The organism is Shouchella shacheensis, assembly GCF_001484965.1.
In the GTDB taxonomy this organism is placed as follows: domain Bacteria; phylum Bacillota; class Bacilli; order Bacillales; family Bacillaceae_D; genus Shouchella; species Shouchella shacheensis.
In genome coordinates this window covers 61,373-86,295 of the sequence record NZ_LLYY01000017.1, presented here as the reverse complement: position 1 = coordinate 86,295, position 24,923 = coordinate 61,373, and the positions used below count along the sequence as shown (strand labels likewise).

Genomic DNA, 24,923 nt, shown 5'->3' with positions numbered 1-24,923 from the left:
CGCCTAACCGACATTCATCTCCCCCTTATCGCTGGGCTCCGCCCTACACGCGCTTGAAGAGGGGGTCTTCTTTCGGAAACCGATAAAACAGAGGATTGGTGGAGATTCGACACCCTTCCCCTCTCCAAGCGCGAAGTACGTCTAAATATGCGCTTCCCCGGGAAATGAAAAAAGTCTACTCGTCTTCATTTCCCGCTTTTCGTCTCAAGCGCCCCACTCGTTTAACGGCTTCTGCGTGTTCTTTTGCTGTCTCCGCATAAGCAAGTGCTTCGTCGGCATAAAGACGGGCCTCGTGTACGTTTTTAGAATGATGTTCGAGCAAAAGTGCGCACTGGGTGGCACTGTGCCAGCTTTGATACGAGTGCCGAAGAAGGAACTTATAGCAAGCCAACGACTCATCGTGGCGCCTTTGCTTCTTAAGGAGATCCGCTTTTTTCAACAAGCTGGCTAACGCTAACTCCCCCTCTTCTATAAGGAGCCCTTCATACAGAATAAGTGCCTTCGACTCCTCCCCCACCGCTTCATACCAGCGAGCAATTTCGTATATCTCTTTAGCCGTTGCTTGGTCTGGAGCCCCAAGGATTAACGCGGTCATCTCTGCATAGAGTGCGATTAGGGAAAGCAAATCCCACTCATGGTGGCAAAACACCCCTTCCACAAGACTCGGGTCCTGCTCCCGGACAAAGTCAAAGTAAAGCATTGGAACTAGATAGGAAGGCGTATCCTCACTTCGTGTAAAACAGAGCTTCTCTTCTTCTATCACCCCGAGCCCACACGATGGCAGCGTGTCCTTCCAGAGACGCCGGGCCCCGTGGAGCAAATCAAAATGGCCGAATTTCGGTAGCTTTGGTACACGATCACGGACGAAGGTATGCCTGGTCTTCAATCTCGGCCAGTCAAAAGCTTTGCCGTTAAAGGTCACAAGATGATCCATGGATGCCACATCCGCTAAGAAATGGTGATACAGAGCTACCTCCGCCTCCGGACCTGGCAGGAAGAACTGCCTAATGAGCACATCCTCCTCTGTAAACTTTGCGTACCCAAGCAAAAACATTTGCGTACCGGCTCCACTTGAAAGTCCTGTCGTTTCCGTATCAAAGAACAGCAGCTTCTCTCGCTCAATCCCTTTGCAAGAAAGGGGGTGGGTTTCCTTACACGTTTCCCAGCGCTCCAGTATATCGACCATCTCTTTAAACGTATAGCGTCCATGCTTTTGTTCGTAAGGGATTCGTCGCTCGCGAACGTAAATCGAGGCGCCGTCGAATTCACGTCTCTTCGCCCCGAGGTCGGTCCATTCTTTGGACGTGTTGCGTGCCTCCTTCTTTTGCCCACTTTCCACACCCTTTATGTTGATATGGCCTTCCATCCGCTTGAGCTTTGCTTTTAAGTTAATAAAAACTCCTCCACTCTTATTTCGGTATGTGAAATTTTTATCTCTTGACCATTCGCTCCTCTCTGACCTGAGGATGCTCTTGCAACAACCGGACGAGTCTGCCAACGACGCGTTTAACGCCACCTTCTTCTGACTGAGCACCAACGCAGGCTGGACAACCCGATGTACACAGACAAGAAGAAAGTAGCGCCTGAACATGCCCTAAAATCACCTCGGTTCGCTTGTGCACTTCCTTGGCGAGGCCAATCCCTCCTGGGTAGGAATCATAGACAAAGATGGTCGGAGCCTCTGAATGTTCCGCTTTCATTTGCGGGACGACATGAAGATCGCCGCGATCGCACATGACATGAATCGGTGCGACATGTCCAATCAATTGCGCGAGACCAACGAGTGCTTGGTCGAGCGTCTCCTTGCCAAAGCGCTCAATCACCGACTCATCAAAGCTCAGCCACATTGCGCTTGTGTGGAGCTCTTCCTCCGGCAAATGGATCGGCCCTGACCCAATGTTTTCCATCGTGCTTACGCGAAGCTTTTTGAAAATGGTCGCCTTCGCTCTCACCATCACATCGCCATAAGAGACGGTCGCGTACGATTCCTCTCGTGTCGCGTCTTCTTCCAGCACAGAGAGAGACACCGCTAAATTGGCATCGGTAAAATACTCTACGTGCACTTCTCTAACAAAGGCCTTCTTTTCCTCCCAATCTAAATGTTCGACCTGGTACTGAACGCCTTGATGCAAGTAAATTGCTTCATCGTGCAACAGTGTCATCGCGCTGAATCGATCCATCTCGCCGATCACCGTATGATTCGTCACATCGCTTTGGTCGATAATGACGACATTTTCCTGTGAGGCAGAGCGCAAGCTAATGCCGTGGGCAGGGAAGGCATCGTTCATCCAATACCATCGCCCAGCGCGCTCGTGAACGACGTGTTTTTCAGCCAGAAAGTCCAAATAATCATCGACCTCTTCTCCACCAAAGACATCTCCACTTGAAAACGGCAGCTCATAGGCGGCACATTTTAAATGATCAAGAAAGATGACCAAATTGTTCGGATTCAGTCTGGCAACCTCCGGCGATTTCTCAAAAAAGTATTCCGGATGGTGGACGATGTACTGGTCAAGCGGCGTAGAACCAGCGACCATGATGACAACCGCTTCATTTTGTCGTCTTCCCGCCCGGCCGGCCTGCTGCCAGGAGCTAGAAATCGTCCCTGGGTAACCGGTCATGATACAGACTTGCAGCTGACCGATATCCACACCCAGCTCAAGCGCGTTGGTTGAAACCACCCCCTTGATTGTCCCTGAACGCAATCCCCGCTCAATCTCTCGGCGCTGCTTTGGCAAGTAGCCGCCGCGGTAGCCTCGAATCGCATCCTCCCCAAACCTCCGCTTCGTTAATTCCTGCAAGCGACTGAGAATCAGCTCGACGCGAACGCGGCTCTTCGCAAAGACAATCGTTTGAATGTCGTTTTTTAAAAATGACTTTGCGAGTGCATCCACTTGCATGAGCGCACTCTGGCGAATGTTGAGCGGTTCATTGACAAGGGGCGGGTTGTAAAAGATAAAATGCTTCTTCCCCGTTGGCGCCCCGTTATCATCGATCAGGGAAACCGTCTCTCCTGTTAATTCTTGCGCTAGCTCCCTTGGATTGGCAATGGTCGCCGATGTACAAATAAACTGCGGACTGGACCCGTAGTAGGCACAGATCCGTTTTAAACGGCGAATGACATTCGCTACATGGCTTCCGAAAACCCCTCTGTACGTATGGAGTTCGTCGATAACGATGTAGCGGAGATGTTCAAAAAAGGACACCCATTTCGTGTGATGCGGCAAGATCGCTGAGTGCAGCATATCCGGATTCGTAATCACAACATGTCCAGCTTTGCGAATCGACTGCCTGATTTGCGGGGCCGTATCTCCGTCATACGTGTGGCATTTTACTGGGACCCCCATCGCCTCGATCAGTTCATTGATATCGCTCATTTGGTCTTGAGCGAGCGCTTTTGTTGGAAATAAGTAAAGGGCGCGGCTTTCTTCATTGCGCAAAATTTCGGCCAGCACCGGCGCGTTATAGCAGAGCGACTTTCCAGAGGCGGTTGGCGTCACCGCGACAATATTTTCGCCTCTCTCTGCCCGTTCGAAGGCAGAAGCCTGATGCGTGTATAGCTCGCCAATGCCGCGCGTAGCAAGTGCCTGTGTTAAACGGTCATCCATCGACTCTGGTGGGAGAACGGCCTTGGCAGGCACCGCCTCTATTTCTTGCCAATGCGTAACGTTGGCGTCCTTCTTTAACCCTTCAAGCAGCTGCGTAAGGTTCTTTTTAAACATTGTGGTACCACCTTTGTTTATTCTCTCTCTATTTTAGCGAATGGTTGTTCTGCTGGCTAGCCTTTCACCTAAAATCGAGCCAACAAGTTAGTGGTTATGTCATGCACTCGTTTTCGAAATTGTGTATACTTACATTAATTTCGGTTTCCGAAAAATAAGAGGCGCTGGAGGAGAAAAAAATGGAATTAACCAAACGTCAAGATGTTCCCGCGGAGCAAACGTGGAATTTAGCTGATTTGTTTTCATCCAAAGAGGCATGGGAACAGGAGCTGAAGGAGCTTGAGGAAGACGCGGATAAGCTGTCGATTTACACGGGAAAGTTAGGCGAGCGTGCGAGCAATCTCTTGCTCTGCTTGCAAGCGAGAGAAGCGCTGCTCGAACGAGGGGTACGTGTCATGACCTATGCAACCCTTACCCTCTCGGGCGATGGTTCTGATTCCGATGCTCAGGCAAGCGCGAGTCTCGCCCAGCAAGTCTATGCGTCTGTTCAAGCCAAACTCTCAAACGTAGAAGCAGAAATCCTTGCGTTGCCGAAGAGCTTAATTGAACAGTTTGAAAAAGAGGAATCTGAGCTTGCCACGTATCGAGTCTACTTACATAAAGTGATGAGTGACAAGCCATACGCGCTTACGCCCGAAACGGAAGAAACGCTTGCGGCGCTCGGCCCTGTGATGAATGCCCCTTACGCGATTTATTCAACAAGCAAATCAGCCGACATGACCTTCCCTTCTTTCAGCGGGAAAAACGGCGAAGAGCAACCCCTTTCCTTTGCGAGATTTGAAGATCAGTACGAGCTCTCACCAAACACAGAGGAGCGCCGCCGCGCTTATGAGGCCTTTGACGGGACGCTTCAGCAGTATGAGCACACCTTTGCGAAGACGTACGCCACCGAAGTCACCAAGCAAGTAACGCTTTCTCGCATACGAGGGCATCACTCTGTGACGGATATGCTGTTGCATAGCCAGGATGTGACACAGACGATGTATGAGAATCAGTTAGACATCATTTACAAGGAACTCGCCCCTCATATGCAGCGCTATGCAAAGCTAAAAAAACGCGTGCTTGAGCTTGATGAGATGCGTTTCTGTGACTTGAAAGCGCCGCTTGACCCTGACTTTGAGCCAGAGACATCCTATGAAAAAGCGAGTGAGATGATCAAAGCAGCGCTTGAACCTTTAGGTGAAGAGTACCGCTCGATGCTAGATCAAGCCTTTGCCGAACGGTGGGTCGACCGAGCAGACAATATCGGCAAAGCAACCGGCGCTTTTTGCTCCAGCCCGTACGGGGTGCACCCCTATATTCTGCTAACATGGAAAGATACGATGCGAGGAGCTTTTATGCTTGCTCACGAGCTTGGCCATGCCGGCCACTTTTATCTTGCCAATGCGCACCAGCCGCTCAATGCAACAAGGCCTTCCACGTATTGCATTGAAGCTCCGTCGACGATGAATGAATTGTTTCTTGGCAACCATCTATTAACGGCCACGGAGGACCCGAGAATGAAGCGCTGGGTGCTGATGCAATTTATCGGGACGTACTACCACAATTTTGTGACGCATTTGCTTGAAGGCGAATTCCAGCGCCACGTCTACCGCTTCGCCGAAGACGGACAGCCGCTGACGGCCACGTTGCTGCGGAAAACGAAGCTTGAGGTTCTCCAAGGATTCTGGGGCGATGCCGTCGTCCTTGATGAAGGAGCCGGAAGAACATGGATGCGCCAACCACACTATTATATGGGACTGTATCCGTACACGTATTCTGCTGGTCTAACGGCCGCGACCAAAGCGTATTCTCTCTATCAAAACGAAGGACAGCCAGTGATTGATGCCTGGCTTGAAATGCTCAAGGCCGGTGGTACGAAGCAGCCCCTCGACCTGCTTCGCATGGCAGGAGTGGATATGGAAGACCCGGAAACGATTCGCGACGCCGTTGCCTACGTTGGCACACTGATTTCAGAGCTTGAAGAAAGCTTTGCTTAAGCATCTGAGAAGGCCCTTGAGGAAGGTCCTCAAGGGCTCTTTAACGACTGGACGCGAGCCCAAGGCCGGTTGTCCTGCCACTCCATCGTGACTGGTACGCCTAAAGCTGTACTGACAAACTCTGACGTTAGCACGTCTTCTTTTAGACCAGCAGCCAGTATTTTCCCTTCTTTTAAAAGCAGGACATGCGTAATGGATGGCACAATCTCTTCAGGGTGGTGAGTCACATAAAGAAGCGTCGGCGCTGTTTTCGTATCCAAAAGCTTCTCAATGCTCGCAAGAAACTGCTCCCGAGCTTGAAGATCAAGGCCGCTTGTAGGTTCATCAAGAATGAGCAAGTCCGGGTGATTCATCAACGACCGGGCGAGGAATGTCTTCTTCCTTTCCCCTTGGGACAAGGTGGACAGTGGCGCGTAGGCCACCGTCTCCAAAGCAAATTCACTCGCGAGCTTCAGTGCTCGCTCACAGTCCTCCTGCCTCACTTCCTCGTGAACACCAATCGATGCATGAATTCCGCTGACAATCACATCAACGCAAGCCATCCCTTCATGCGTTCGATAGCGTTCATCAAGGGAAGCGCTCACCCAGCCAATGTTTTTGCGCAGCTCATGAAGCGCGACTGTACCAAACCGCTGATCAAACACAGAGATTCCGCCCTTTGATACCCATTCATACCCAGTGATTAGTTTCAGAAGCGATGTTTTGCCCGAGCCGTTCGCGCCTAGAATCGCCCAGTGTTCCCCGGGTTTCACCTTCCAGTTGAGACTTGCCAAAAGTGTTCGTTCATTACGTACAAACGTCGCTGCGTCCACTTCAATGATTGATTCCATTGTCCGCCCCCTATGTATAGGTCTTTCTTTATCTATCTTATCACAGACATTCGATTTTTCAGTTAGCATGGTGCGGTTTGTTTCCCATTGATGCTAAAGCGCCACCAGACGCATGTTGATCAACATAAAATAGCACCCCGGTACACGAATGTACGGGAGTGCTAGAATGACGCTATTCTTCTTCACTCGCTTGCAGCAATGCTTTATAGCCCGAGCGCGTGAGTTGGTTGTCTTCATCTACGTAGTTGGTTTTGGCGAGTGCGTCTTTGCTTTCTTTGGAGAGCCTTGGCACGAGCCGCTGGATCTCTTGGTTCAACTCTTGAAAAGACCCGTGATCGAGAATCCGCTCGTCAATGGAGGCCGCCATTTCTTTCATCGGACTTTCCTTTACAAACATTCGCTTCGCACCACTAACCATGGACATCATTCGATTCGAAGCATTTAACCATTCCTCGCGCACTTTGGACGTTTCTTTGTCTGCTTCCTGAATTTTTTCGCGAAAACGACTTTTATCAGCTTCTTCTAAAGCGGTCTGACTTAATAGATCCTCAAAAATTTGCGTCCGATCAAGGTCGAGCTTTTGCAGCTCAAATTCCTTTTGTTCCAGGGTTCTTAAGTCATTGGCTTTTGTTTTTTCTACCTCGTCCTCATCCTCCACTTCCCTTATAACTGCGACCGATCCTTTTTCCTCAAGCAGCTCCTCAAGCTGCTTAAAACGGTAAACCACAAACCCACTTAACCCAAGCAGCGCAGCCAAAACAACTGCCCGGTACCATCGTTCTTCAAATATCGCTAAGTAAAAAACAATTGCTAATGCAACGGCTACTCCAGCATAAAGCAGCCAGTTCTTTTTTGACGTTTCTTCACTCATAGTTCTCCCACCTTTTCCATTAAGCAGCGTCCATGCTTTTTTACGAGGATGAGTTCCTTGCATTTTATCCTTTCCTCCTCGCTTTGTCTATACCTAACGAAGAAGCGGCTTTACGAATGGCTGAAGCTCCCCTATACTACTCTCATAACCGGAAAAAGGGGAGGCGCAAACATGAGCTACGTGATTCGAGAGGCGGCGGTGGCTGATGCCGAAGCGATTGCGACGGTCCACGTTCATAGCTGGTTAAGTACGTATAAAGGAATTGTGGCGGACTCGTTTTTGGAAACACTATCCATTCGGGCACGTACGCATCGGTGGCAAGACATCTTAAAGGGCAATCAAGGCCCTGTGTTTGTTGCCGAAGCTGAAGACGGCTCTATCTTCGGCTTTGCCAATGGCGGGCGGAAACGCACAGACGGTTACCCCGATTACGACTATGAGCTGTACGCGATTTATTTGCTCAAAGAATACCAGGGCTTTGGCGCAGGGCGGGCGTTGGTAGAAACCACACTGAGAGATTTACATACTCGGCTTGGCGCTCCTTCCGCCGTCGTCTATGCGTTCACAGATAATCGTCCTGCGTGCGAATTTTATGGAAAACTTGGCGGCGCAACTCTCGGCAACAGCTCCTTCACGATCGCTGAACAATCATACGAGGAGACCGCTTTCGGTATTCCGCATTTGGAGCGGTTTGCTTAGCGGAGGAGCGGTGGTCCTACTCACATATGAAAGCAGCTTAAGCGAAACTTCACTTGGACTGCCGGCGTACTTCCAGCGTCAGCTAAAAAAAGCGACCCTCGTTCGGTCGCTTTTTTTCTTCCTATAACGCCTCGTACCACTCTTTTGCCGCCTGGATTTCCTCCCGCATCAGCTCATGTCCACCTTCTGTCCAGAACGTTTTCACTGCTGCTCCAGCGCTTTCTAAGTCGCGCTTAAGCTGCTCCGTTTCCGGCGCCGGGATCATTGGGTCGTGTTTGCCTGCGCCAATAAAGACATTCGCATTTTCAAGGTTTGGAAGTGCCTCTTTCTGTTGCGGAACCATCGCATGAAACAACATCGCGCCTTTGAACACGGCCCCGTGCTCATAATAAAGGTTTGCGGCAATATTCGCTCCATTCGAATAGCCGATCGCCACGAGATTCTGCCGATCAATGCCGTGCTCCGTGGCCGCCTCTTCTAAAAACGCATGAAGTTCATCCGTGCGAAGTTTTAGGTCTTCCTTATCAAAAACGCCTTCTGCTAAACGCTTAAAGAACCGCGGCATGCCGTTTTCTGAGATGTTCCCGCGGATGCCTAAAACCGACGCTCCTTCATCAATCATGTTCACAATCGGGAGCAAGTCTTTTTCGTTCCCGCCTGTTCCGTGTAGAAGCACAAATGTTGGCTTCGTCTCATCTTCGCCTTTAACGAAAAGATGCTTATGGTCACTCATGGTCGCCCTCCTAGGATTTCGTGTTTAATGGCTTGATTTTGGCTTCGATTTCCGCTCGCTTGCCTTCGAGGTACGGTGGCAATGCGAGGGATTCCCCTAGATGCTCAAAGGATTCATCGCCTTCAAATCCTGGCCCATCTGTTGCTAATTCAATCAAAACGCCGTTCGGTTCACGGAAGTAGAGCGACTTAAAATAATAGCGCTCCACAAAACCAGAATTTGGCAACCCGTAGCTTGTTATACGCTCAACCCACTTGTCCAGCTCTTCCTCGCTTTCCACACGGAGAGCAACATGATGAACACTGCCACGGCCGGGACGCTCCTTTGAGGTTTCTGCATCTTGAAGCAAGTAAATTTCTGCTCCTGTGCCCCCTTCACCCGTAGCGTAGACATCAACCATTTTCTCTGATTCTTCCACCGTTCGCTCGTAGCGGAACCCGAGAATTTCCGTTAATACTCGGGCAGTCACATCAGCGTTACTGATCGTCAGCCGCACCGGTCCAAGCCCATAAATAGCGACATCCGCCGGAACTGGACTCTGATCCCAAGGCTTCCCCCCTGCAACACCGGTATTCTCTTCATCAGAAACAAGCATCAAACGCTGTCCTTCAAAGTCCTCGAAACGAATGGACTGACGCTTTCCCTCGGCTTGGATTCCTTCATGCGCCACATGATAGTCATCAAAGCGATGCACCCAGTATTGGAGAGCTTGATTTGAAGGGACTCGCAAAGAAGTCGTTGAAATGCTGTTGGTGCCTCTATACGTTGTTCCCGCAAAAGGAATTTCAAAAAAAGTTAAATCCGTGCCTGGATTTCCGCGTTCATCGGCATAAAACAAGTGATAGACCGAAGTATCATCTTGATTGACCGTTTTTTTGACGAGCCTCATCCCGAGTACGTCGGTATAAAAGCGTACATTTTCTTTTGCATCTGCCGTGATTGCCGATACATGGTGCTGTCCCTTGATCGGTTTGAGGTTCATTCAAATTCCTCCACAACTGTTTGTTTTTGGAGCTTTCTCATCAGTTCAAGCAATTGTTTCTGCTCTTCCTTTTTCAGCGGTTCAAACAAAGACGCCTGAAATGCCGACTGTTCAGGCATTACCTCTGCTACAAGCGCAGCCCCATTTTCCGTTAAAGCGATTGTTTTTGTCCGCCATTCTTGCTTTCTTGTGATATAGCCACAGCTTTCGAGCTTGGTCAGCGTGTGTGTCATATTTCCTTTTGTGACGAGAAGCTTTTCCGCAAGCTCTCCCTGCGCCACAGGCTGAAAAGCACGAACCTGCACAAGCGTATCAAATTGTGAGAGCGATATGCCCCACTTTCTTACGTGCTGATTGGACATTCGGTTGCTCTCATGGTAGAAGCGAGCGAGGCGAAACCACAGCGTCAGCGCTAAGCGTTCGTCCTTTTTAAATGAGTTCATCTTGTTCCTCCAATGATTAGTTTAGCATTAAACTGATAAAAGCGCAAAATGACAGAAGGGTTCTTAATACCGAAATGTACAGGCGCCCTGCTCACGAGCGACAAGTTCTGAAGAAACCTCGAGCAAGTGGGCGCCAGAGCTAGACGAAGGCCCGGAATATTATTCCGGGCCTGTTTGCGTATGATTCCTTGCCTTTAACTTCTCAATTTCTGCCTCAAGCATTTCCACGTACTCGTCATACGCCGTAATAAATGCTTCCCGGCGGTATTCCTGTTCTTCGTTCTTCATGGCCTCAATTTTGTCTTTGAGTTCTTTCTTCGAAGGTCCTTGTCTCTCAATCATGTCATATCCTCCTCCCTCAGCTTACGATTCAATAGCCTTGAACACTCCTGTTCATATTCCCTTTACTTTCTGTTTTAAACCTTATCTCTGTTACACAACAATCAAACAGAAAGGGAAACACAAAAAAAGAGGCCTAAGGCCCCTTTTACGCGTAAGATTCATTAATCATTTCTAAAATGGACGGTTCCCTCTGTGTATCATGCTCTTCTTGTGTCGGATTCGGTTTCATTTCTGCCATTTCGATCACATCTCCTCTGTTCAGATTTGTTTATCTATTTACAGTATACGCCTGTTGTATTATAACAGTCAACCCATTTTTAAAATTTGTTTTATAACATTTCCATCTCTTCCCGGTGCACAAAAAAGCCCCTGGAGTCAGGGGCTTTTTCTAATCGTTTCTAACAGTCATTTTCACGCCCGCAATCGTATAAATCGCGTGTGCGACGCCATGCTCTTCATTTGTTTTCGTCACATAGTGGCATTCCTCTTGAATCTTGCCTTCAGCGTTCCCCATAGCAACCGCTGTACCCGCTTTTTGAAACATTGAGACGTCATTTAAGTTATCACCAAGCGCCATGCAGTCTGCCAAAGAAACGCCTTTGCTGTTTGCAAGAGCCTCTAGCGCAATTCCTTTTTGCGCGTTTTGATGCGTAATTTCAAGGTTATCTGCAGCTGAAGCACTGACAGCATACGCTTCGTTTTCCTTTAAGCGATCCCTAGCCGCATTTAGTTGATCCGCCTCTAATGAGAACGCGAGCAACTTAAGAATTGGATGTTCCTGGTCGATTAGCTTTTCATAGGAATCAACTGGTTTTACAGAGCCATTTTCAAAGCGCTTCTTAGCCATAGCCAGCATCTCTGCTTCACTTTGGTCGGATCCTGTAGACTTCAAGACATCCACCACCACAGCGAGCGCTTTGCTATAGTTATCGGAGTATGCACCTTCGGTTGTATAGACTTCAAAATAAACGTCTTCTGCACGCAAGACTTCAATCGCCTCTCTTACAAGATCTCTAGAGAGAGGCTCCTCAGCCACAAGCTCCTGCTGTTCATTGTGCATTTGCGCTCCATTCACACTAATAATCGGAAGTTCCAACCCCGCTTTTTGCAGGGGAAGCCTTGCCTCTCTGAGGTCCCGCCCCGTCGCTACGGCCACGATCCGACCGTCTGCAAGGGCGTCTCGCACCGCTTGAGCGTTTTCTTTTGATACCTCTTGTCTATCATTCAGTAGGGTCCCATCCATATCAGTCACAATTAGTTTCATACTCGTCACTCCACTTCTCGTTGTCGCTTCTTATTCTAATCAATGAGTCCTGATGATGCAAACGAATGAAAATCTTGCACGTGGCACATACTACGGGAAAGACGACGCTTATGGAAGGAGTTTCTAGTTATGAAAAGCGTACACAATTGGTTTATTCTAGGCATTGCGCTGCTTCTAGTTGTGACAGGGTGCGTGAGGGGAGATACAGTAGAAGAACCCGGTGCTCTCTCTGAAAGGGAGCTCAGCTCTTTATCCAATACGCGGGAAGTGAATCATCGTGACCTGGTCGTGAATGATCAAATGGTGCTTTACGAGGAACAAATGCGTACCTATGTTGAAGGGCTGCGCCCCTCTCTTTCCGATCTTGGAAAATCGCTTTCTAACGGAGATCAAGAGCGTGCCTTAGCAATTGCGGGAGAACTGCAGGACGACGCTACGCATGTCCGTCTCTTTGTTGAGCCTGAGCCGTTCGCAGGGTTCATTGACATTCACCAAACGTTCCTTGTCTCGATTGAATCTTTGATTGAAGCATTGCAAACCGAGTCGCCCAATGAACAAGAACAGCTTCACTACGAAAACGCGACGCTTTCCGCTGATTTATTAAGTCGAGAATTTACCGCTGTCGTCAAAAAGTATGGGTTAAAACCACAGCGACAAACGAATGTCGAACGATGACTGTTTGTACAATTATTTGACTTCTTTTGTGAAAATGATGTTTCTTTCTCTGATTCCGGCTATAATGGCTTAGGGAAAAATCAAGATTACACATAGACGGAGTGGAAAATCATGATCCAAATAGACATTGAAGCTAAGCGTAATGAGATGCTTTGCGTTGCCAACAAGTATGGGATGAATGCCAGAAAAACCGTGAAGTGCTCGCAAGAATTGGACGTGCTCCTAAACTGTGTTCAGTTTTATCGCATGCAGAACCGAGGCTAAGCGAAGGAGCAGAGAGGAAGGGCCTGCTTCTTTTAACAGAAAACCATTGCAATTGGCCTGAGGGTCTGTTACTGTAGACGTAAGAATATGAACTGAACAAGTTAGTGGGAGTAGAGGTGCGAGAACGATAAGTAAGGTTTTCGAGGAGAATGAGCTCCGTTTGGAGAAAACCTGAAAGGCGTTTTTGCCGAAGCGAGTGGTACTCATCAACCATTTTAGCTGGGGTTGCTACTTAACAAGTGCAGCACTGTCATACGTTTGTATGGGGGGCTTTCTCACACATTGGCACAGGTTTTTACTGTCACCGTGCAACAATGAGCCACCCTCATTGTTGTTTTTTTGTGCTCACACACATGCCCTTGCTTATCCGCAACTTACGTTCTAAGGAGGAAATGGAATATGGATTTTGGACAGATTATAACGGCGATGGTTACTCCTTTTAATGAACAAGGCGGCTTTGATGCTTGTGCAACACAGTCACTCATTCGTCACTTAATCGAAAATGGGTCGGACTCCATTGTTGTAGGTGGTACAACTGGGGAATCGCCAACCCTTAGCTTCGAGGAGAAAAAACAGCTCTTTGCGGTTGCGGTTCATGAAGCGAATGGCGAGATTCCCGTTATTGCCGGAACAGGCTCCAACAACACCTGGCAGACAATCGAGTTATCGCTTGCCGCCGAGGCCGCTGGCGTGGACGCCCTTATGATTGTGGTTCCCTACTATAACAAACCTTCTCAAGAAGGTATTTATCAACATGTAAAAGCTGTGGCCAATGCCACTCACTTGCCGATCATGCTATACAATGTTCCAGGACGCACAGGTGTCTCCATGAGCCCTGAGACGACACTCCGGCTTGCGACACTACCAAACGTCGTGGCCACAAAAGAGGCAAGCGGAAACCTTGATGCTGTTACCGAAATCATTCGCTTGGCACCAGAAGATTTTGCTGTCTACAGCGGCGATGATAGCCTTACACTTCCGATGCTCTCGCTTGGAGCTAAAGGCGTTGTTTCCGTCGCTTCTCATATTGTCGGCAGAGAAATGAAGGAGCTTACGAATGCCTTTTTCACTGGTCATGTGCAGGCAGCTAGCGCGATCCATCAGCGACTGTTTCCTCTCATGCGTGGCATGTTCATGGCTCCAAACCCAACGCCTGTAAAAGCGGCTTTGGATGCTTTTGGCGTCCCGTGTGGCTCCGTTCGCCTCCCACTCCTCCCTCTTACCAATGAGGAAGCAGGGGCCTTAGATCAGCTGATTGCTCCGTTTAGGCCTTATGCAGCTCTGCCATATGAATAACATGAAAAAATCAAAAAGATCGAGCCCGCTGGTTAAGGCGGCGCTCGATCTTTTGCTTTCTCTTATTCGCTAAACCCATACTCTTTTTTCAATTCCTCCAGCTGCTCGAGGCATAAGGCAGCCCACTTACTGTCCTGCTGCTGGAGTTTCTCCCACTCCTCTGCCCATGCCTCTTTTAGTGACGCTGTATAATCCTGCACTCCACCCTCATAAGGTTGAACCGTGCTAAGGGGCATCCATGACTTTTCCAAGTACGCCAGCGCTTTTCGCTGATGAAACAAGGGAACATCCACCTGTTTAGGGTGGTGGAGATCCCCCTGCATCGGATGCTTAAGCACCGCTAGCACTTGAATCAACGCGCGGTTCTCTTGCTCGACTCGCTCCATCATCTTGCCAAGATAGACACCTGTTTTGTATTTCGCCCGCACAAGCTCCATTTCGTCCCTCCTTACGTCATCAACAAGAAAATCACAATGATAAATACAATCACGATCAGAGCAGCAATCGGTCCGCTCCATAGTGCTCTTTTGGGTCGCCCCATCATAAGTCCGTGAATGGCAAGCCCTCCAAACACACCTGCTGAAATGAAACCGGCCATCATCAAGACGACCAGTACCATTCCTTCGCTCTCCGTCAACTATGACGCCTCCCTACAAACCTGGGACAAGCCACGTAAACAGCCCCCACATAAATTCGGATACTGGCACAAGATACGTCTCTGAAAACTGCCTGAGCGAATGGTTGTCCGTAAATGCCTCAATCACAATCAGCGTAAACGTGCCTGTGATCGTCAAGATCGCAACAGCCAGAACAAGCACAAGCAGACCCACATAGATGAAGACAACTCTTAGCAGCCATCTGAGCCAGGCAGGCCACTCTCTCCTTTGCTTTTTCTCTGCTTCCACACCAAGTTCCCCCTCTAAATACCTTCCCCTCCATCGTACCAAATTTTAAAGAGAAGCGGATAGCGAAATAACGAAAAAACTACGAACATTGAACGAAAGGCGGCGGGGGTCTGAACACGAGCGACAAGTTCTGGAGCGACGGCAGGTTCAAGCCCGGTTTTGGCTTGACCTGGCGGCGTGAAGAAACCTCGAGCGAGTGGGCCCCGCAGCTAGATCACGAAAGGCGGAGGCGGGTCGCATCTACCCGCCGCATTCAGCGCAAAAAGGCAAAGACTACGCCGAGAAACGCGGCGGCTCGTCTTTGCCCCAATAGATGCTGCCAAGAGCGAAATGCTCGAGGAAAAGGTCCTCATTCAAATGATAATGAAACTGAAAGTAATGCCCTCTTTTAGGAGGCCGGTCAAGGCGCACATGAAAGCGGAGCAAGTCCTCTCCTGTGGCACTGTTGTAGATATGCATAATTTTTTCGCCTCGCCCAGCCGCTGGAGCTTTCGACACGGCCAGCTCCTCCAAGGTCGTAGGGTCATAGTTTACGAGAATTTTCTCAACAGCATCGCCTAGCGCTGGGATGATTTGATCTTTATAAGAAGACTCTATTCGACTAGCAATGCCTGTGCCAAACTTTTGTAACCCTTGCTTCGTCGCCTCATCGAGAATGAATGTTTCGGTGAGCCAGAGAGGCCCAATATTGACATCGTCATAATTTGGAGCTTCTGAAGCAACCACCGCAGGAAGCAACTCGTACTCGTCAACATCAATTTTTGAGACAAACGACTTAGCTTCTCTCGCGTTTTTTCCGAAAACGACATCGTTTTCCTCCGATGTCAACAATCCGAATGATAAAAAGGTTAGCATGACCATGACCATGCCTTTAATGTGGCGCATCATCATCCTCCACCTCACATCCGACAATTTTATTCTATTATCGCATGAGGCTCACCTATTGGCTACTACTAATCTAAGAAAAAGAGTCAAACATTATGGCAAATACGTATCCCCCATCAAAAACCGGTCACACTCTCTCGCGGCTTCTCTTCCTTCATGAATTGCCCATACAACAAGGCTTTGACCACGACGGTTGTCTCCAGCCGCAAACACGCCCTCTTGGGTGGTCTCGTACTTTCCGTACTCAGCTTTCACGGTTTGCCTGGACGTGCGTTCTACTTGTAAGGAGTCAAGCACGGCTTCCTCCGGTCCAGTGAACCCAACAGCAAGCAAAATAAGGTCTGCTTTCCATACTTGTTCTGTACCGGGAATGACCGTCCGCACTTTATGGCCGTTTTCATCGAAGCTTGTTTCCACCTGTATCGTATGCAGTTCACGAACATTGCCTTCTTTGTCCCCGACAAATTTTGTTGTCTGCACTTTGTACGTCCGTGGATCGCTGCCATAGACCGCCTCTGATTCTTTGTGCGCATCTTCGACGTTGTGGACGATCGGAAAGAGCGGCCAGGCGTTATCGGGTTCGCGCACATCGCTTTTTTGTTTGTTAATATCAAATTGAGTAATGGAGGCCGCTCCGTGACGGACCGCTGTTGTGATACAATCGGCTCCTGTATCTCCTCCGCCAATCACAACCACATGCTTGCCTTTTGCTGAAATATAGTTTTCATCACGATGGTTAGAGTTCAACAGGCTCTTCGTATTTGCGGTGAGAAAATCCATTGCATAGTGAATGCCTGTGAGCTCCCGTCCTTCGGTATCAACATCTCTTGGTTTTGTGGCTCCTGTCGCCAAAATCACAGCGTTGTATTTGCGGCGCAACTCGCGGGCGGTCACATCTTTTCCAACGTCGACACCCGTTTTAAATTCAATGCCCTCTGCTTCCAGCAGGCTGACACGACGTTCCACGATGCCGAATGCAAGCTTCACATCAGGAATCCCGTACGTAAGCAAACCACCGATGCGGTCGTCACGCTCAAAAACCGTAACCAAATGGCCCGCTTTGTTTAGCTGAGCGGCTGCTGAAAGGCCGGCGGGACCTGAGCCTATGACGGCCACTTTTTTCCCCGTACGCGTTTGTGGTGGCTCAGGTACGATCCACCCTTCCTGGAAGCCACGTTCGATGATATGGTACTCAATGGATTTAATCGAAACGGGGTCATCGTTGATGGCAACGGTACAAGAACCTTCACACGGCGCTGGACACACACGGCCGGTGAACTCAGGGAAATTATTCGTTTTATGAAGACGGTCAAGCGCTTCCTTCCACTTCCCGTGATAGACAAGATCATTCCACTCGGGAATCAAGTTGTAGACCGGGCAGCCAATTTCGCCGGAACCGATCATATCGGTACCTGCTTGACAAAATGGAATCGCACAATCCATGCACCGAGCACCCTGAGTCCGCAGAGAGGATTCGGGCATCAAGAGTTGAAATTCTTGCCAATTCTTCGTGCGTTCAAACGGGTCTCTCTTCGATGGGTTTTCACGCGTATAGTCTATAAATCCAGTTTGTTTCCCCACAATCATCACTCCTAACTATTCAAGCACGTCCGCATGTAGAAAACAGCGGGGAGGCTTGTCGCCGCCCCACAATCCTTACGAACCACCGACACGTGATTTCGCGTTTTTGTTTTCATCAAAGGCCATCATCGCTGCTTCATGCTCAGGAACGCCTTCTTTTTTCAATCGTTCAATCGTTTCGAGAATGCGCTTGTAATCTCTCGGGATCACTTTGGTAAACGAAGCCACGGATGTGGACCAATCTGCAAGTATCGCTTCTGCTCTGGCGCTAGCTGTTTCCGCATGGTGCTCTTCCACAAGGGCTTTGAGCACAGTGGCGTCGTTGTCAGAGAGCTCTTCAAGCAAGACCATTTCTTCATTCAAGTGTGTTTTAAACGTGTTATCCTGATCAAACACATAGGCAATCCCGCCAGACATTCCAGCTGCAAAGTTTTTGCCTGTACCACCGAGATTGACAACCATGCCCCCAGTCATGTACTCAAGGCCGTGATCACCAACACCCTCAATCACAACATGGGCACCGGAGTTTCGCACACAGAAGCGTTCGCCAGCCTGGCCAGCGATAAAAGCCTTCCCGTCTGTCGCCCCGTAAAACGTCGTATTGCCAACGATAATATTCGAGTGCGCTTCAAACGTGGCTTGCTTTGACGGTCGAACAACCAATTTCCCGCCAGAGAGCCCTTTGCCCAAATAGTCATTCGCATCTCCCTCAAGGCGAAGCGTCATTCCTTTTGGCACAAACGCCCCAAAACTTTGACCAGCTGAGCCTGTGAACGAAAACTGAATCGTATCTGGCGCTAGTCCTTCCGCCCCAAATCGCTTGCTGACTTCACTACCGACAATGGTACCAACAACGCGATCCGTGTTGCGAATCGGTGTGGAATAGGTGACGAGTGTTCCCGTTTCAAGGGCGGGCGCAGCTGCTGGCAACAGCTCTCGTGCATCAAGGGACACCTCAAGTAAATGGTCTTGCCCACTTGTGCAGCGATGGGCTTTGTCTTCTTTCCCTTTAGGTCTGTAGAGAATGCTGGATAGCTCCACATCACGAGCTTTCCAGTTGTTCACTGTCTCGCTTTGCTTAAGCAAATCCGTGCGTCCAATCAGGTCATCAATCGTCTTGACGCCAAGCTCAGCCATGATTTCACGCATTTCTTCGGCGATAAACGTCATAAATCGAACGACATGATCTGCTTCTCCCATGTACTTTTTTCGAAGTTCAGGGTTTTGCGTGGCAATGCCGACCGGGCACGTGTCCAAATGGCAGACCCGCATAATTACACAGCCAAGAACGACAAGAGGTGCTGTCGAAAACGCGTACTCCTCCGCTCCAAGCATAGCCGCGATCACCACGTCCTTGCCCGTCATCAGCTTGCCGTCGGTTTCAACGGTGACACGGTCGCGCAGATTGTTCATCACGAGCGTCTGATGGGTTTCCGCAAGACCAAGTTCCCACGGCAGTCCCGTATGCTTGATGCTCGTACGCGCAGCCGCACCTGTCCCGCCGTCATAGCCGCTAATGACAATGCCGTCCGCTCGGCCTTTCGCTACACCAGCCGCAATCGTTCCCACGCCTGTTCCTGAAACGAGCTTGACGCTCACTTTAGCGGCAGGGTTTGCATTCTTTAAATCGTGGATCAGCTCTGCGAGATCCTCAATCGAGTAAATGTCATGATGCGGCGGTGGAGAAATTAAGCCCACGCCTGGTGTAGAGCCCCGTACTTCGGCCACCCAAGGATAAACCTTCTGTCCAGGAAGCTGCCCACCTTCCCCAGGCTTCGCCCCTTGAGCGACTTTAATTTGGATTTCGTCCGCATTAACAAGGTAGTGACTGGTGACACCAAACCGCCCTGACGCCACTTGCTTAATTGCGCTTCTCCTAAGATCGCCGTTCTCATCAGGCGTAAATCGCTCAGGATTTTCTCCACCTTCGCCGGTGTTGCTCTTCCCGCCGAGACGGTTCATTGCGATGGCTAGCGTCTCGTGCGCTTCCTCTGAAATCGAACCATAGGACATCGCCCCTGTCCGAAAACGTTTCACAATGGACGCTGCTGGCTCTACCTCTTCAAGCGGGATAGAAGATGTCGTTCCGGAGGTGAATTCTAGCAATCCACGAAGTGTCGTCTGATCGTCGGTTTGTTCATTGATCGACCTTGAATAGTTTTTAAATAACTCGTAATTATCGTTACGACACGCATTTTGCAACATATGAATCGAGTGCGGATTGTATTGATGAGGTTCTCCGCCTCGGCGCCACTGCAGGTCATCGCCAGGCTCCAATTCCTCGTCAAATCCTTCACGTGTTGTAAATGCTTTTTCATGTCTTGCGAGCACTTCTTTCGCAATCGTATCAAGCTTGATGCCGCCAATTCGTGAAGATGTCCACGTAAAATACGTGTCGATCACTTCTGGGTGAATACCAACCGCTTCAAAAATTTGGGCCCCGCGATAGCTTTGAATCGTTGAAATCCCCATTTTCGATAACACTTTCATAACACCCTTTACAGCGCCCTTCACATAACGGCTGCATGCTTCAATATAGGAATAGGAATCAAGCAGTTTATTTTGAATCCACTCATCAAGCACATCAAACACAAGATAGGGATTTACCGCTTCCGCTCCGTAGCCGAGCAGCAGAGCATGGTGATGAACTTCACGCGGTTCGCCTGATTCAACTAGTAAGCTAACGTTCGTCCGCGTTCCTTGACGAATGAGGTGATGGTGGAGACCGCTGACCGAAAGCAGAGCTGGCATAGCCGCACGGCTACTGGACATCGCTCGGTCACTAAGAATCAGAAGGGTCGCACCGCCTTCAATCGCTTTGTCAGCTTGCACGAAGAGCTCCTTTAATCCTTTTTCAAGCGCGTCTTTTTCTCCGCTTGCCGCAAAGAGCGTATCAAGCGTTGCCGCGCGAAAGCCTTCCATTTTGTTGTGCCGCAATTTGGCAAGCTCTTCGTTGTTGAGAATTGGCTGCGGCAAATGAATGTGGCGGCAGCTTAGCGGCTCCGGATTTAACAAATTGCGCTCTGCGCCAATCGTCGTTCCAGTCGCTGTAACGACGACTTCGCGAATCGCGTCAATCGGTGGGTTCGTTACTTGCGCAAACAGCTGTTTAAAATAGTTGTACAACAACTGCGGGCGCTTGGAAAGAACTGCTAGCGGCGAATCATACCCCATCGACCCGACAGGATCACCCGCTTCCTTCACCATAGGAATAATCATTTTGTTTAATTCTTCGTAGGTGTATCCGAAGGCAAGCTGGCGCTGCTTCACCTTCTCGAAGTTCGTGTCACAAACATTGGCTGATTCCAAAACATCTTCGAGCTGAATCAAATGATCGCCCACCCACTCCGCGTAAGGATGTTCGGACGCGATCTGTGTTTTCACTTCTTCATCAGGAATAATGCGTCCTTCCTCCAAATCGATTAATAGCATATGCCCTGGATGAAGTCGTTCCTTCTTTTCAACGTTTTCTGGAGCGATATCAAGCACCCCAACCTCAGAACTCATAACGATATAATCATCTTTCGTCACGTAATACCGTGACGGACGCAGCCCATTTCGGTCTAGGCTCGCTCCTATTTTCGCGCCGTCTGTAAAGACAATCGCTGTCGGACCATCCCACGGTTCCATAAGGGTGCTGTGGTATTCATAGAACGCCCTTCTCTCTGGGCTTAGCTGTGCATTGTTTTGCCAGGGTTCAGGAATCATCATCATCGCTGAATGGGCAAGTGATCGTCCCGAAAGGCTCAAAAATTCCAATGTGTTATCAAACATAGACGAATCACTGCCGCTCTTATCAATCACAGGCTTGATCTTCTCGATGTCTTCTCCAAAAAGCTCGGAAGTGAAATTCGCTTCACGCGCATGCATCCAGTTCACGTTTCCTTTAACGGTGTTAATTTCCCCGTTGTGGATCATGTAGCGATTTGGATGAGCCCGTTCCCAGCTTGGAAATGTATTGGTACTAAACCGAGAATGAACAAGCGCAAGCGCAGATTCAAACGCCGGGTTATTAATATCCAAATAAAACTGGCTGACTTGAGCCGTTGTCAGCATGCCTTTATAGACGACGGTGCGACTTGAAAAACTGGCAAAATAAAACGATTCCGATTCTGGCACAATTTGATCAAGGCTATTTTCACAGCGCTTGCGCACAACGTATAGCTTGCGCTCAAACGCCTCCACGCCAAGCGCTTCGGGTTTTTGGATAAACAATTGCTCAATCTGTGGCATTGACCGTAGAGCGGCTTGACCTAGCATTGAATCATCCGTAGGAACAGACCGCCAACCAATGACATCAAGCGCTTCTTCTTCGAGAATGAGTTCTATTTTTTTCTTACAGGTGGAACGAACGCTTTGTTCTTGCGGCAAGAAAAGCATGCCCACCCCATAGTCCCCTGCCTCAGGCAACGAGAACGCTGTCGCGGTTTTCAGAAAGCGGTGTGGGATTTGCAAAAGCATGCCTGCGCCGTCCCCTGTGTTTACTTCATCCCCTTGACCTCCACGATGCTCAAGGTTCTCGAGCATCACAAGCGCATCCTCAATCACTTTGTGAGATTTTTTGCCTTTCATATGCGCAAGAAAGCCGATCCCGCAGTTGTCATGCTCAAATTGCGGATCGTAAAGACCTTGCTTCTTCGGAAATTCTACGCTGCGCACGAACACCACCCTCTCTCCCAAAAATCGTTATATTTTTTCTCTATGAACATCTCTGTGGCAATTATTCAAGAGTATATCAGTATTCTGATATTTCGGCAAAATAATTTTTGTGTTTTTCTTTGATGAAAACGCTTCATGCCCTATTCTTTCAGCAATAGTTTTTTTAGAAAGGGAAATGAAAAGCGAAAAACCCTATGAATATAAACACTTTTGAATGTATAAAAATTCATTTCTAGATAAAAAAGGAAATCCGCTTGACAACTCAACTGTTAAAACACATTTGTCTATTGACGAATGAATTCAGTCTACACAAGGCGAACATTCCGTGTTTAGAAGTTTATCGCCAAATGACGTATTCGTCAAGCCTCTCTTCCTTCTATAGTAGAATGAATACGGCACATCGGTTGTCCGTGTGATTGTGGTATCTGCAGAAGGATTGCCTCCCTTCCTAAAATCCGTCATAATAAGAGTACGAGTAAGAGACTTGAAACTTCGAGTTCAAAACAACGTACAATAATAAGATGAGAAATCTGACTTACAGAAGTCGAAGCTTTTATGGCTTTTAGTCTATTGAAACTTTGGAGGGACATCGATCATGATGAGTGAACCAACTTCTACCGAGAACCATGATTCGCAAGTTCGCAGTGCTAGGCAAAACGAGACGCTCGAAGCCTATAAAAATGAGACGAACGTCGAAGATCTTCTGGAAAAATTGGATTCCTTGGGGGAAGATGAGCAGAAGGAAGCTGGTGAGTCCCTTGAGGCCCTTAAACGACCGGTAAAGGAAATGATGAATGATAATTCCAATACGCTCCCTACTCAGCTTCATGAACTCAAGGAGATGGTTGGGCAGTTAGAGCCTGAGTATTTAAAGGATTCTCAGTTAAAAAAATGGGTCAATAAACTGATGCGTCGGAGTCCCGTTGAACAATACGCCAAACGGTATCAGACGGTAGAGGCGCAAGTGGAGCATATTATCGAAGGACTTCTAACAGGAAAAGATAAGTTAGAAGAAGACAACGTGATGTTGAAGCAGCTCAAGGTTGTCGCCCAAGAACGAATCGAGAACTTAAATGAGCAAATCGGGCTTGGTAAAGAACTCCATGAAATGCTTGAGGCGGAAATGACCTCCGAACGTTGGGCGGATAACACAAATGAGCTAAAAAAAGGGCAGCTTAAAGTGACAACGCGCGTCAAAAACATGCAGCAAGCGGTGATGGTTTTGCAGCAGTCTTTGGCTTCTGTCGATTTGATCATGGAAAACAATGACAAGCTGGAGGAAGCCATTTTTAACGCGATTACGATGACGAAAAACATTATTACTGTCACAGCGTCGATTCAGCTCGCTCTCAATAACCAACGAAAAGTGATCGATGCGGTTCAAAACGTCAATCAGGCAACGGAGCAAATGCTTCTCTCAAACGCTGAACTCCTTAAGCAAAATACGGAAGAGACGCTGAAAACACTTGAAGAGCCAGCCATCGCTCTCGATGCCTTTAAAAAAGCGTATGACAATGTTTTCAAAGCAATTGAACTAACAGAAGAATCCAATGAGCGCATTGTCACCAATGGAAAGCAGTTCATAGAAGAAATGGACAATTTGAATCGAGACATGCAAACCAAACTACTAAACCGGTAGTTCAACGCTGGATCAAAAGTAAGGTTGGACGAGACAAAATAGCGATAAGCGGATGGGAGGGGTTGAGTTGAAATCACTTTCAATGAGTTCCTTTTTGCAACTGTTCACGCCTGCTCACAAGCGGCCTGTGGATGAACATTTGTTACAAGATGAAACCACGACACGGCTGATTGCCGATACTGAGCGCCTCTTAAGGCGTATGGCCGACAATGCTACAGGGAAGAACGAACGGCGCACGATCCGTCGCCGCCAAAAGGACTGGGACATTAAAGTCAAAATTTCCTATAAGCATATTCGGCTCCTTGTGGCAGATACGAAGCATTCCCGCTCCCCTGTTCACAAGCGGATTCGCGTCACTTGCTACAGAAAATATGTGAGGTCCGCAAATGGTGTCGGTCTACTAAGAGAAGCAACAATTCACTATTTGAAAGACGGTCGAATGCATGTGCGCTCTGTACAACACTCTTCGCTCTTTAAAGGGATTCTATACGGGATCAATCGAATTGACCTCGCCTACGTCGGTGGCAAAAGCGAAGAAGCCTCCTTTGATTTGCTTGCGACTCGCGAAGAACAGTTAAAGAGCAAGCAGGCAAATGATATTCATGTGCTGTCTCAGGAAGCCAAACGCTACGTACAAACGATGCAGCAGTTTTCGCTTGATCCGATGCTTGAAAACAAACTTACGCGCATTCTCGCACAGGTGAAGCGACTGGAGGATGACTTTTCTCTTCTAGGTTACGAAGAAAAGCATACCGTGCGCAGACTTCTAAAAGAAGATCTTCCGAGCCTGATGGGCGCTTACCTTGCTCTCTCTAAAGCCAATCAAATGGAGCAAAAAGACAATGTCTTCGTCTCTCTATCCAAAATGGAGCTTTCCCTTATTGGACTGAACGGGGAGCTGGAGACTACCAAAATCGAACGAATGGAACATGTCCTGCGTCTCCAAGAGCTACGCTATGACCAAACGAAACCATCCGACCCCTCGTAACCGCCCCGTGCTTGCAGGAGTGCGATGGTTTTCGTTATAATAACGATTAGAAGGAACAATGATGTTCCAGCAACTGCGATTGCCATCATGAAACCTCTTTCACAGGGACACTTAACGGAGATCATTGCGATCGTTTATATACGAAACTTTTAAAGGTGTGAGGAAA

The 24,923-nt window shown here is 48.7% G+C and carries 22 protein-coding genes and 1 riboswitch; of the genes, 7 read left to right on the top strand and 15 right to left on the bottom strand.

Annotation, left to right across the window (positions count from 1 at the left end):
• Positions 1 to 175 precede the first annotated feature (175 nt).
• Entirely contained in the window at positions 176 to 1,366 is a 1,191-nt protein-coding gene (locus AVZ68_RS14015) for a ribonuclease H-like domain-containing protein (RefSeq protein WP_059105186.1), read from the bottom strand.
• A 64-nt stretch (positions 1,367 to 1,430) separates the two neighbouring features.
• Positions 1,431 to 3,722 carry a DEAD/DEAH box helicase gene (locus AVZ68_RS14010; RefSeq protein ID WP_059105185.1) on the bottom strand — a complete coding sequence of 764 codons (2,292 nt, stop codon included), beginning with the start codon at positions 3,720 to 3,722 and terminating at the stop codon, positions 1,431 to 1,433.
• A 179-nt stretch (positions 3,723 to 3,901) separates the two neighbouring features.
• On the opposite strand from AVZ68_RS14010, the gene pepF reads away from it, so the two are divergent.
• Positions 3,902 to 5,701 (top strand): oligoendopeptidase F, encoded by a 1,800-nt coding sequence (gene pepF, locus AVZ68_RS14005; RefSeq protein ID WP_059105184.1) that lies wholly within the window; start codon positions 3,902 to 3,904, stop codon positions 5,699 to 5,701.
• A 29-nt stretch (positions 5,702 to 5,730) separates the two neighbouring features.
• Here the strand turns inward: pepF and AVZ68_RS14000 are convergent, their stop codons facing one another.
• Together AVZ68_RS14000 and AVZ68_RS13995 are read right to left on the bottom strand one after the other, a co-directional pair.
• Positions 5,731 to 6,531, bottom strand: coding sequence for an ABC transporter ATP-binding protein (locus AVZ68_RS14000; RefSeq protein WP_059105183.1), 801 nt, complete (start codon positions 6,529 to 6,531; stop codon positions 5,731 to 5,733).
• Positions 6,532 to 6,703: 172 nt separating this feature from the next.
• Positions 6,704 to 7,402 (bottom strand): hypothetical protein, encoded by a 699-nt coding sequence (locus tag AVZ68_RS13995; RefSeq protein WP_157404669.1) that lies wholly within the window; start codon positions 7,400 to 7,402, stop codon positions 6,704 to 6,706.
• A 171-nt stretch (positions 7,403 to 7,573) separates the two neighbouring features.
• Between AVZ68_RS13995 and AVZ68_RS13990 the strand changes: the two genes are divergently transcribed.
• Entirely contained in the window at positions 7,574 to 8,101 is a 528-nt protein-coding gene (locus AVZ68_RS13990; RefSeq protein WP_059105181.1) for a GNAT family N-acetyltransferase, read from the top strand.
• Positions 8,102 to 8,222: 121 nt separating this feature from the next.
• Here the strand turns inward: AVZ68_RS13990 and AVZ68_RS13985 are convergent, their stop codons facing one another.
• From AVZ68_RS13985 to AVZ68_RS13965, 5 genes are all read right to left on the bottom strand, one after another.
• The gene (locus AVZ68_RS13985) at positions 8,223 to 8,834 is read right to left on the bottom strand and encodes an alpha/beta hydrolase (protein WP_059105180.1); all 612 of its coding nucleotides are present in this window, start codon (positions 8,832 to 8,834) and stop codon (positions 8,223 to 8,225) included.
• Positions 8,835 to 8,844: 10 nt separating this feature from the next.
• The gene (locus AVZ68_RS13980; protein WP_059105179.1) at positions 8,845 to 9,816 is read right to left on the bottom strand and encodes a ring-cleaving dioxygenase; all 972 of its coding nucleotides are present in this window, start codon (positions 9,814 to 9,816) and stop codon (positions 8,845 to 8,847) included.
• Positions 9,813 to 10,259, bottom strand: coding sequence for a MarR family winged helix-turn-helix transcriptional regulator (locus AVZ68_RS13975; protein ID WP_059105178.1), 447 nt, complete (start codon positions 10,257 to 10,259; stop codon positions 9,813 to 9,815). Before AVZ68_RS13975 ends, AVZ68_RS13980 begins: the two co-directional genes overlap by 4 nt.
• Before the next feature lie 159 nt (positions 10,260 to 10,418).
• Positions 10,419 to 10,601, bottom strand: a complete 183-nt coding sequence (locus AVZ68_RS13970) for a hypothetical protein (protein WP_059105177.1) — start codon at positions 10,599 to 10,601, stop codon at positions 10,419 to 10,421.
• A gap of 388 nt (positions 10,602 to 10,989) precedes the next feature.
• Positions 10,990 to 11,865 (bottom strand): Cof-type HAD-IIB family hydrolase, encoded by an 876-nt coding sequence (locus AVZ68_RS13965; protein ID WP_059105176.1) that lies wholly within the window; start codon positions 11,863 to 11,865, stop codon positions 10,990 to 10,992.
• 129 nt (positions 11,866 to 11,994) lie between these two features.
• Between AVZ68_RS13965 and AVZ68_RS13960 the strand changes: the two genes are divergently transcribed.
• The 3 genes from AVZ68_RS13960 (at position 11,995) to dapA (ending at position 14,100) form a co-directional block, all read left to right on the top strand.
• A complete protein-coding gene (locus tag AVZ68_RS13960) occupies positions 11,995 to 12,540 on the top strand; it encodes a hypothetical protein (protein ID WP_059105175.1) in 546 nt (181 codons plus the stop codon).
• 111 nt (positions 12,541 to 12,651) lie between these two features.
• On the top strand, positions 12,652 to 12,804 hold the full coding sequence (locus AVZ68_RS19920; RefSeq protein ID WP_082676619.1) for an aspartyl-phosphate phosphatase Spo0E family protein: 153 nt from the start codon (positions 12,652 to 12,654) through the stop codon (positions 12,802 to 12,804).
• Positions 12,805 to 12,907: 103 nt separating this feature from the next.
• A riboswitch (Lysine riboswitch) is annotated at positions 12,908 to 13,085 on the top strand.
• A 118-nt stretch (positions 13,086 to 13,203) separates the two neighbouring features.
• Positions 13,204 to 14,100 (top strand): 4-hydroxy-tetrahydrodipicolinate synthase, encoded by an 897-nt coding sequence (dapA, locus tag AVZ68_RS13955; RefSeq protein WP_059105174.1) that lies wholly within the window; start codon positions 13,204 to 13,206, stop codon positions 14,098 to 14,100.
• Between the two features lie 62 nt (positions 14,101 to 14,162).
• Here the strand turns inward: dapA and kapB are convergent, their stop codons facing one another.
• The 6 genes from kapB to gltB all read right to left on the bottom strand — a co-directional run bounded on the left by kapB (position 14,163) and on the right by gltB (position 22,130).
• Entirely contained in the window at positions 14,163 to 14,537 is a 375-nt protein-coding gene (gene kapB / locus AVZ68_RS13950) for a kinase-associated lipoprotein KapB (RefSeq protein ID WP_059105173.1), read from the bottom strand.
• 11 nt (positions 14,538 to 14,548) lie between these two features.
• Positions 14,549 to 14,737 (bottom strand): hypothetical protein, encoded by a 189-nt coding sequence (locus tag AVZ68_RS13945; RefSeq protein ID WP_059105172.1) that lies wholly within the window; start codon positions 14,735 to 14,737, stop codon positions 14,549 to 14,551.
• A gap of 13 nt (positions 14,738 to 14,750) precedes the next feature.
• Positions 14,751 to 15,005, bottom strand: coding sequence for a hypothetical protein (locus tag AVZ68_RS13940; protein WP_059105171.1), 255 nt, complete (start codon positions 15,003 to 15,005; stop codon positions 14,751 to 14,753).
• A gap of 273 nt (positions 15,006 to 15,278) precedes the next feature.
• Positions 15,279 to 15,890: a YpjP family protein gene (locus AVZ68_RS13935; protein ID WP_180316710.1), complete on the bottom strand. Its 612-nt coding sequence runs from the start codon at positions 15,888 to 15,890 to the stop codon at positions 15,279 to 15,281.
• A 93-nt stretch (positions 15,891 to 15,983) separates the two neighbouring features.
• The gene (locus AVZ68_RS13930; RefSeq protein WP_059105169.1) at positions 15,984 to 17,471 is read right to left on the bottom strand and encodes a glutamate synthase subunit beta; all 1,488 of its coding nucleotides are present in this window, start codon (positions 17,469 to 17,471) and stop codon (positions 15,984 to 15,986) included.
• A gap of 75 nt (positions 17,472 to 17,546) precedes the next feature.
• Positions 17,547 to 22,130, bottom strand: a complete 4,584-nt coding sequence (gene gltB / locus AVZ68_RS13925; protein ID WP_082676631.1) for a glutamate synthase large subunit — start codon at positions 22,128 to 22,130, stop codon at positions 17,547 to 17,549.
• 595 nt (positions 22,131 to 22,725) lie between these two features.
• Between gltB and AVZ68_RS13920 the strand changes: the two genes are divergently transcribed.
• Together AVZ68_RS13920 and AVZ68_RS13915 are read left to right on the top strand one after the other, a co-directional pair.
• The gene (locus AVZ68_RS13920) at positions 22,726 to 23,769 is read left to right on the top strand and encodes a toxic anion resistance protein (protein WP_437182699.1); all 1,044 of its coding nucleotides are present in this window, start codon (positions 22,726 to 22,728) and stop codon (positions 23,767 to 23,769) included.
• A 67-nt stretch (positions 23,770 to 23,836) separates the two neighbouring features.
• A complete protein-coding gene (locus AVZ68_RS13915; protein WP_245628147.1) occupies positions 23,837 to 24,757 on the top strand; it encodes a hypothetical protein in 921 nt (306 codons plus the stop codon).
• The last annotated feature ends 166 nt before the right edge of the window (positions 24,758 to 24,923 follow it).

What these genes read in the sequence shown, in the direction of transcription:
- AVZ68_RS13995 (WP_157404669.1), bottom strand. Translation starts at nt 7,402, where the DNA reads ATGAGTGAAGAAACGTCAAAAAAGAACTGGCTGCTTTATGCTGGAGTA.
- kapB (WP_059105173.1), bottom strand. Translation starts at nt 14,537, where the DNA reads ATGGAGCTTGTGCGGGCGAAATACAAAACAGGTGTCTATCTTGGCAAG.
- AVZ68_RS19920 (WP_082676619.1), top strand. Translation starts at nt 12,652, where the DNA reads ATGATCCAAATAGACATTGAAGCTAAGCGTAATGAGATGCTTTGCGTT.
- AVZ68_RS13960 (WP_059105175.1), top strand. Translation starts at nt 11,995, where the DNA reads ATGAAAAGCGTACACAATTGGTTTATTCTAGGCATTGCGCTGCTTCTA.
- AVZ68_RS13970 (WP_059105177.1), bottom strand. Translation starts at nt 10,601, where the DNA reads ATGATTGAGAGACAAGGACCTTCGAAGAAAGAACTCAAAGACAAAATT.
- AVZ68_RS13980 (WP_059105179.1), bottom strand. Translation starts at nt 9,816, where the DNA reads ATGAACCTCAAACCGATCAAGGGACAGCACCATGTATCGGCAATCACG.
- dapA (WP_059105174.1), top strand. Translation starts at nt 13,204, where the DNA reads ATGGATTTTGGACAGATTATAACGGCGATGGTTACTCCTTTTAATGAA.
- AVZ68_RS13920 (WP_437182699.1), top strand. Translation starts at nt 22,726, where the DNA reads ATGATGAGTGAACCAACTTCTACCGAGAACCATGATTCGCAAGTTCGC.
- AVZ68_RS14010 (WP_059105185.1), bottom strand. Translation starts at nt 3,722, where the DNA reads ATGTTTAAAAAGAACCTTACGCAGCTGCTTGAAGGGTTAAAGAAGGAC.
- AVZ68_RS13935 (WP_180316710.1), bottom strand. Translation starts at nt 15,890, where the DNA reads ATGCGCCACATTAAAGGCATGGTCATGGTCATGCTAACCTTTTTATCA.
- AVZ68_RS14000 (WP_059105183.1), bottom strand. Translation starts at nt 6,531, where the DNA reads ATGGAATCAATCATTGAAGTGGACGCAGCGACGTTTGTACGTAATGAA.
- pepF (WP_059105184.1), top strand. Translation starts at nt 3,902, where the DNA reads ATGGAATTAACCAAACGTCAAGATGTTCCCGCGGAGCAAACGTGGAAT.
- AVZ68_RS14015 (WP_059105186.1), bottom strand. Translation starts at nt 1,366, where the DNA reads ATGGAAGGCCATATCAACATAAAGGGTGTGGAAAGTGGGCAAAAGAAG.
- AVZ68_RS13975 (WP_059105178.1), bottom strand. Translation starts at nt 10,259, where the DNA reads ATGAACTCATTTAAAAAGGACGAACGCTTAGCGCTGACGCTGTGGTTT.
- AVZ68_RS13985 (WP_059105180.1), bottom strand. Translation starts at nt 8,834, where the DNA reads ATGAGTGACCATAAGCATCTTTTCGTTAAAGGCGAAGATGAGACGAAG.
- AVZ68_RS13965 (WP_059105176.1), bottom strand. Translation starts at nt 11,865, where the DNA reads ATGAAACTAATTGTGACTGATATGGATGGGACCCTACTGAATGATAGA.
- AVZ68_RS13990 (WP_059105181.1), top strand. Translation starts at nt 7,574, where the DNA reads ATGAGCTACGTGATTCGAGAGGCGGCGGTGGCTGATGCCGAAGCGATT.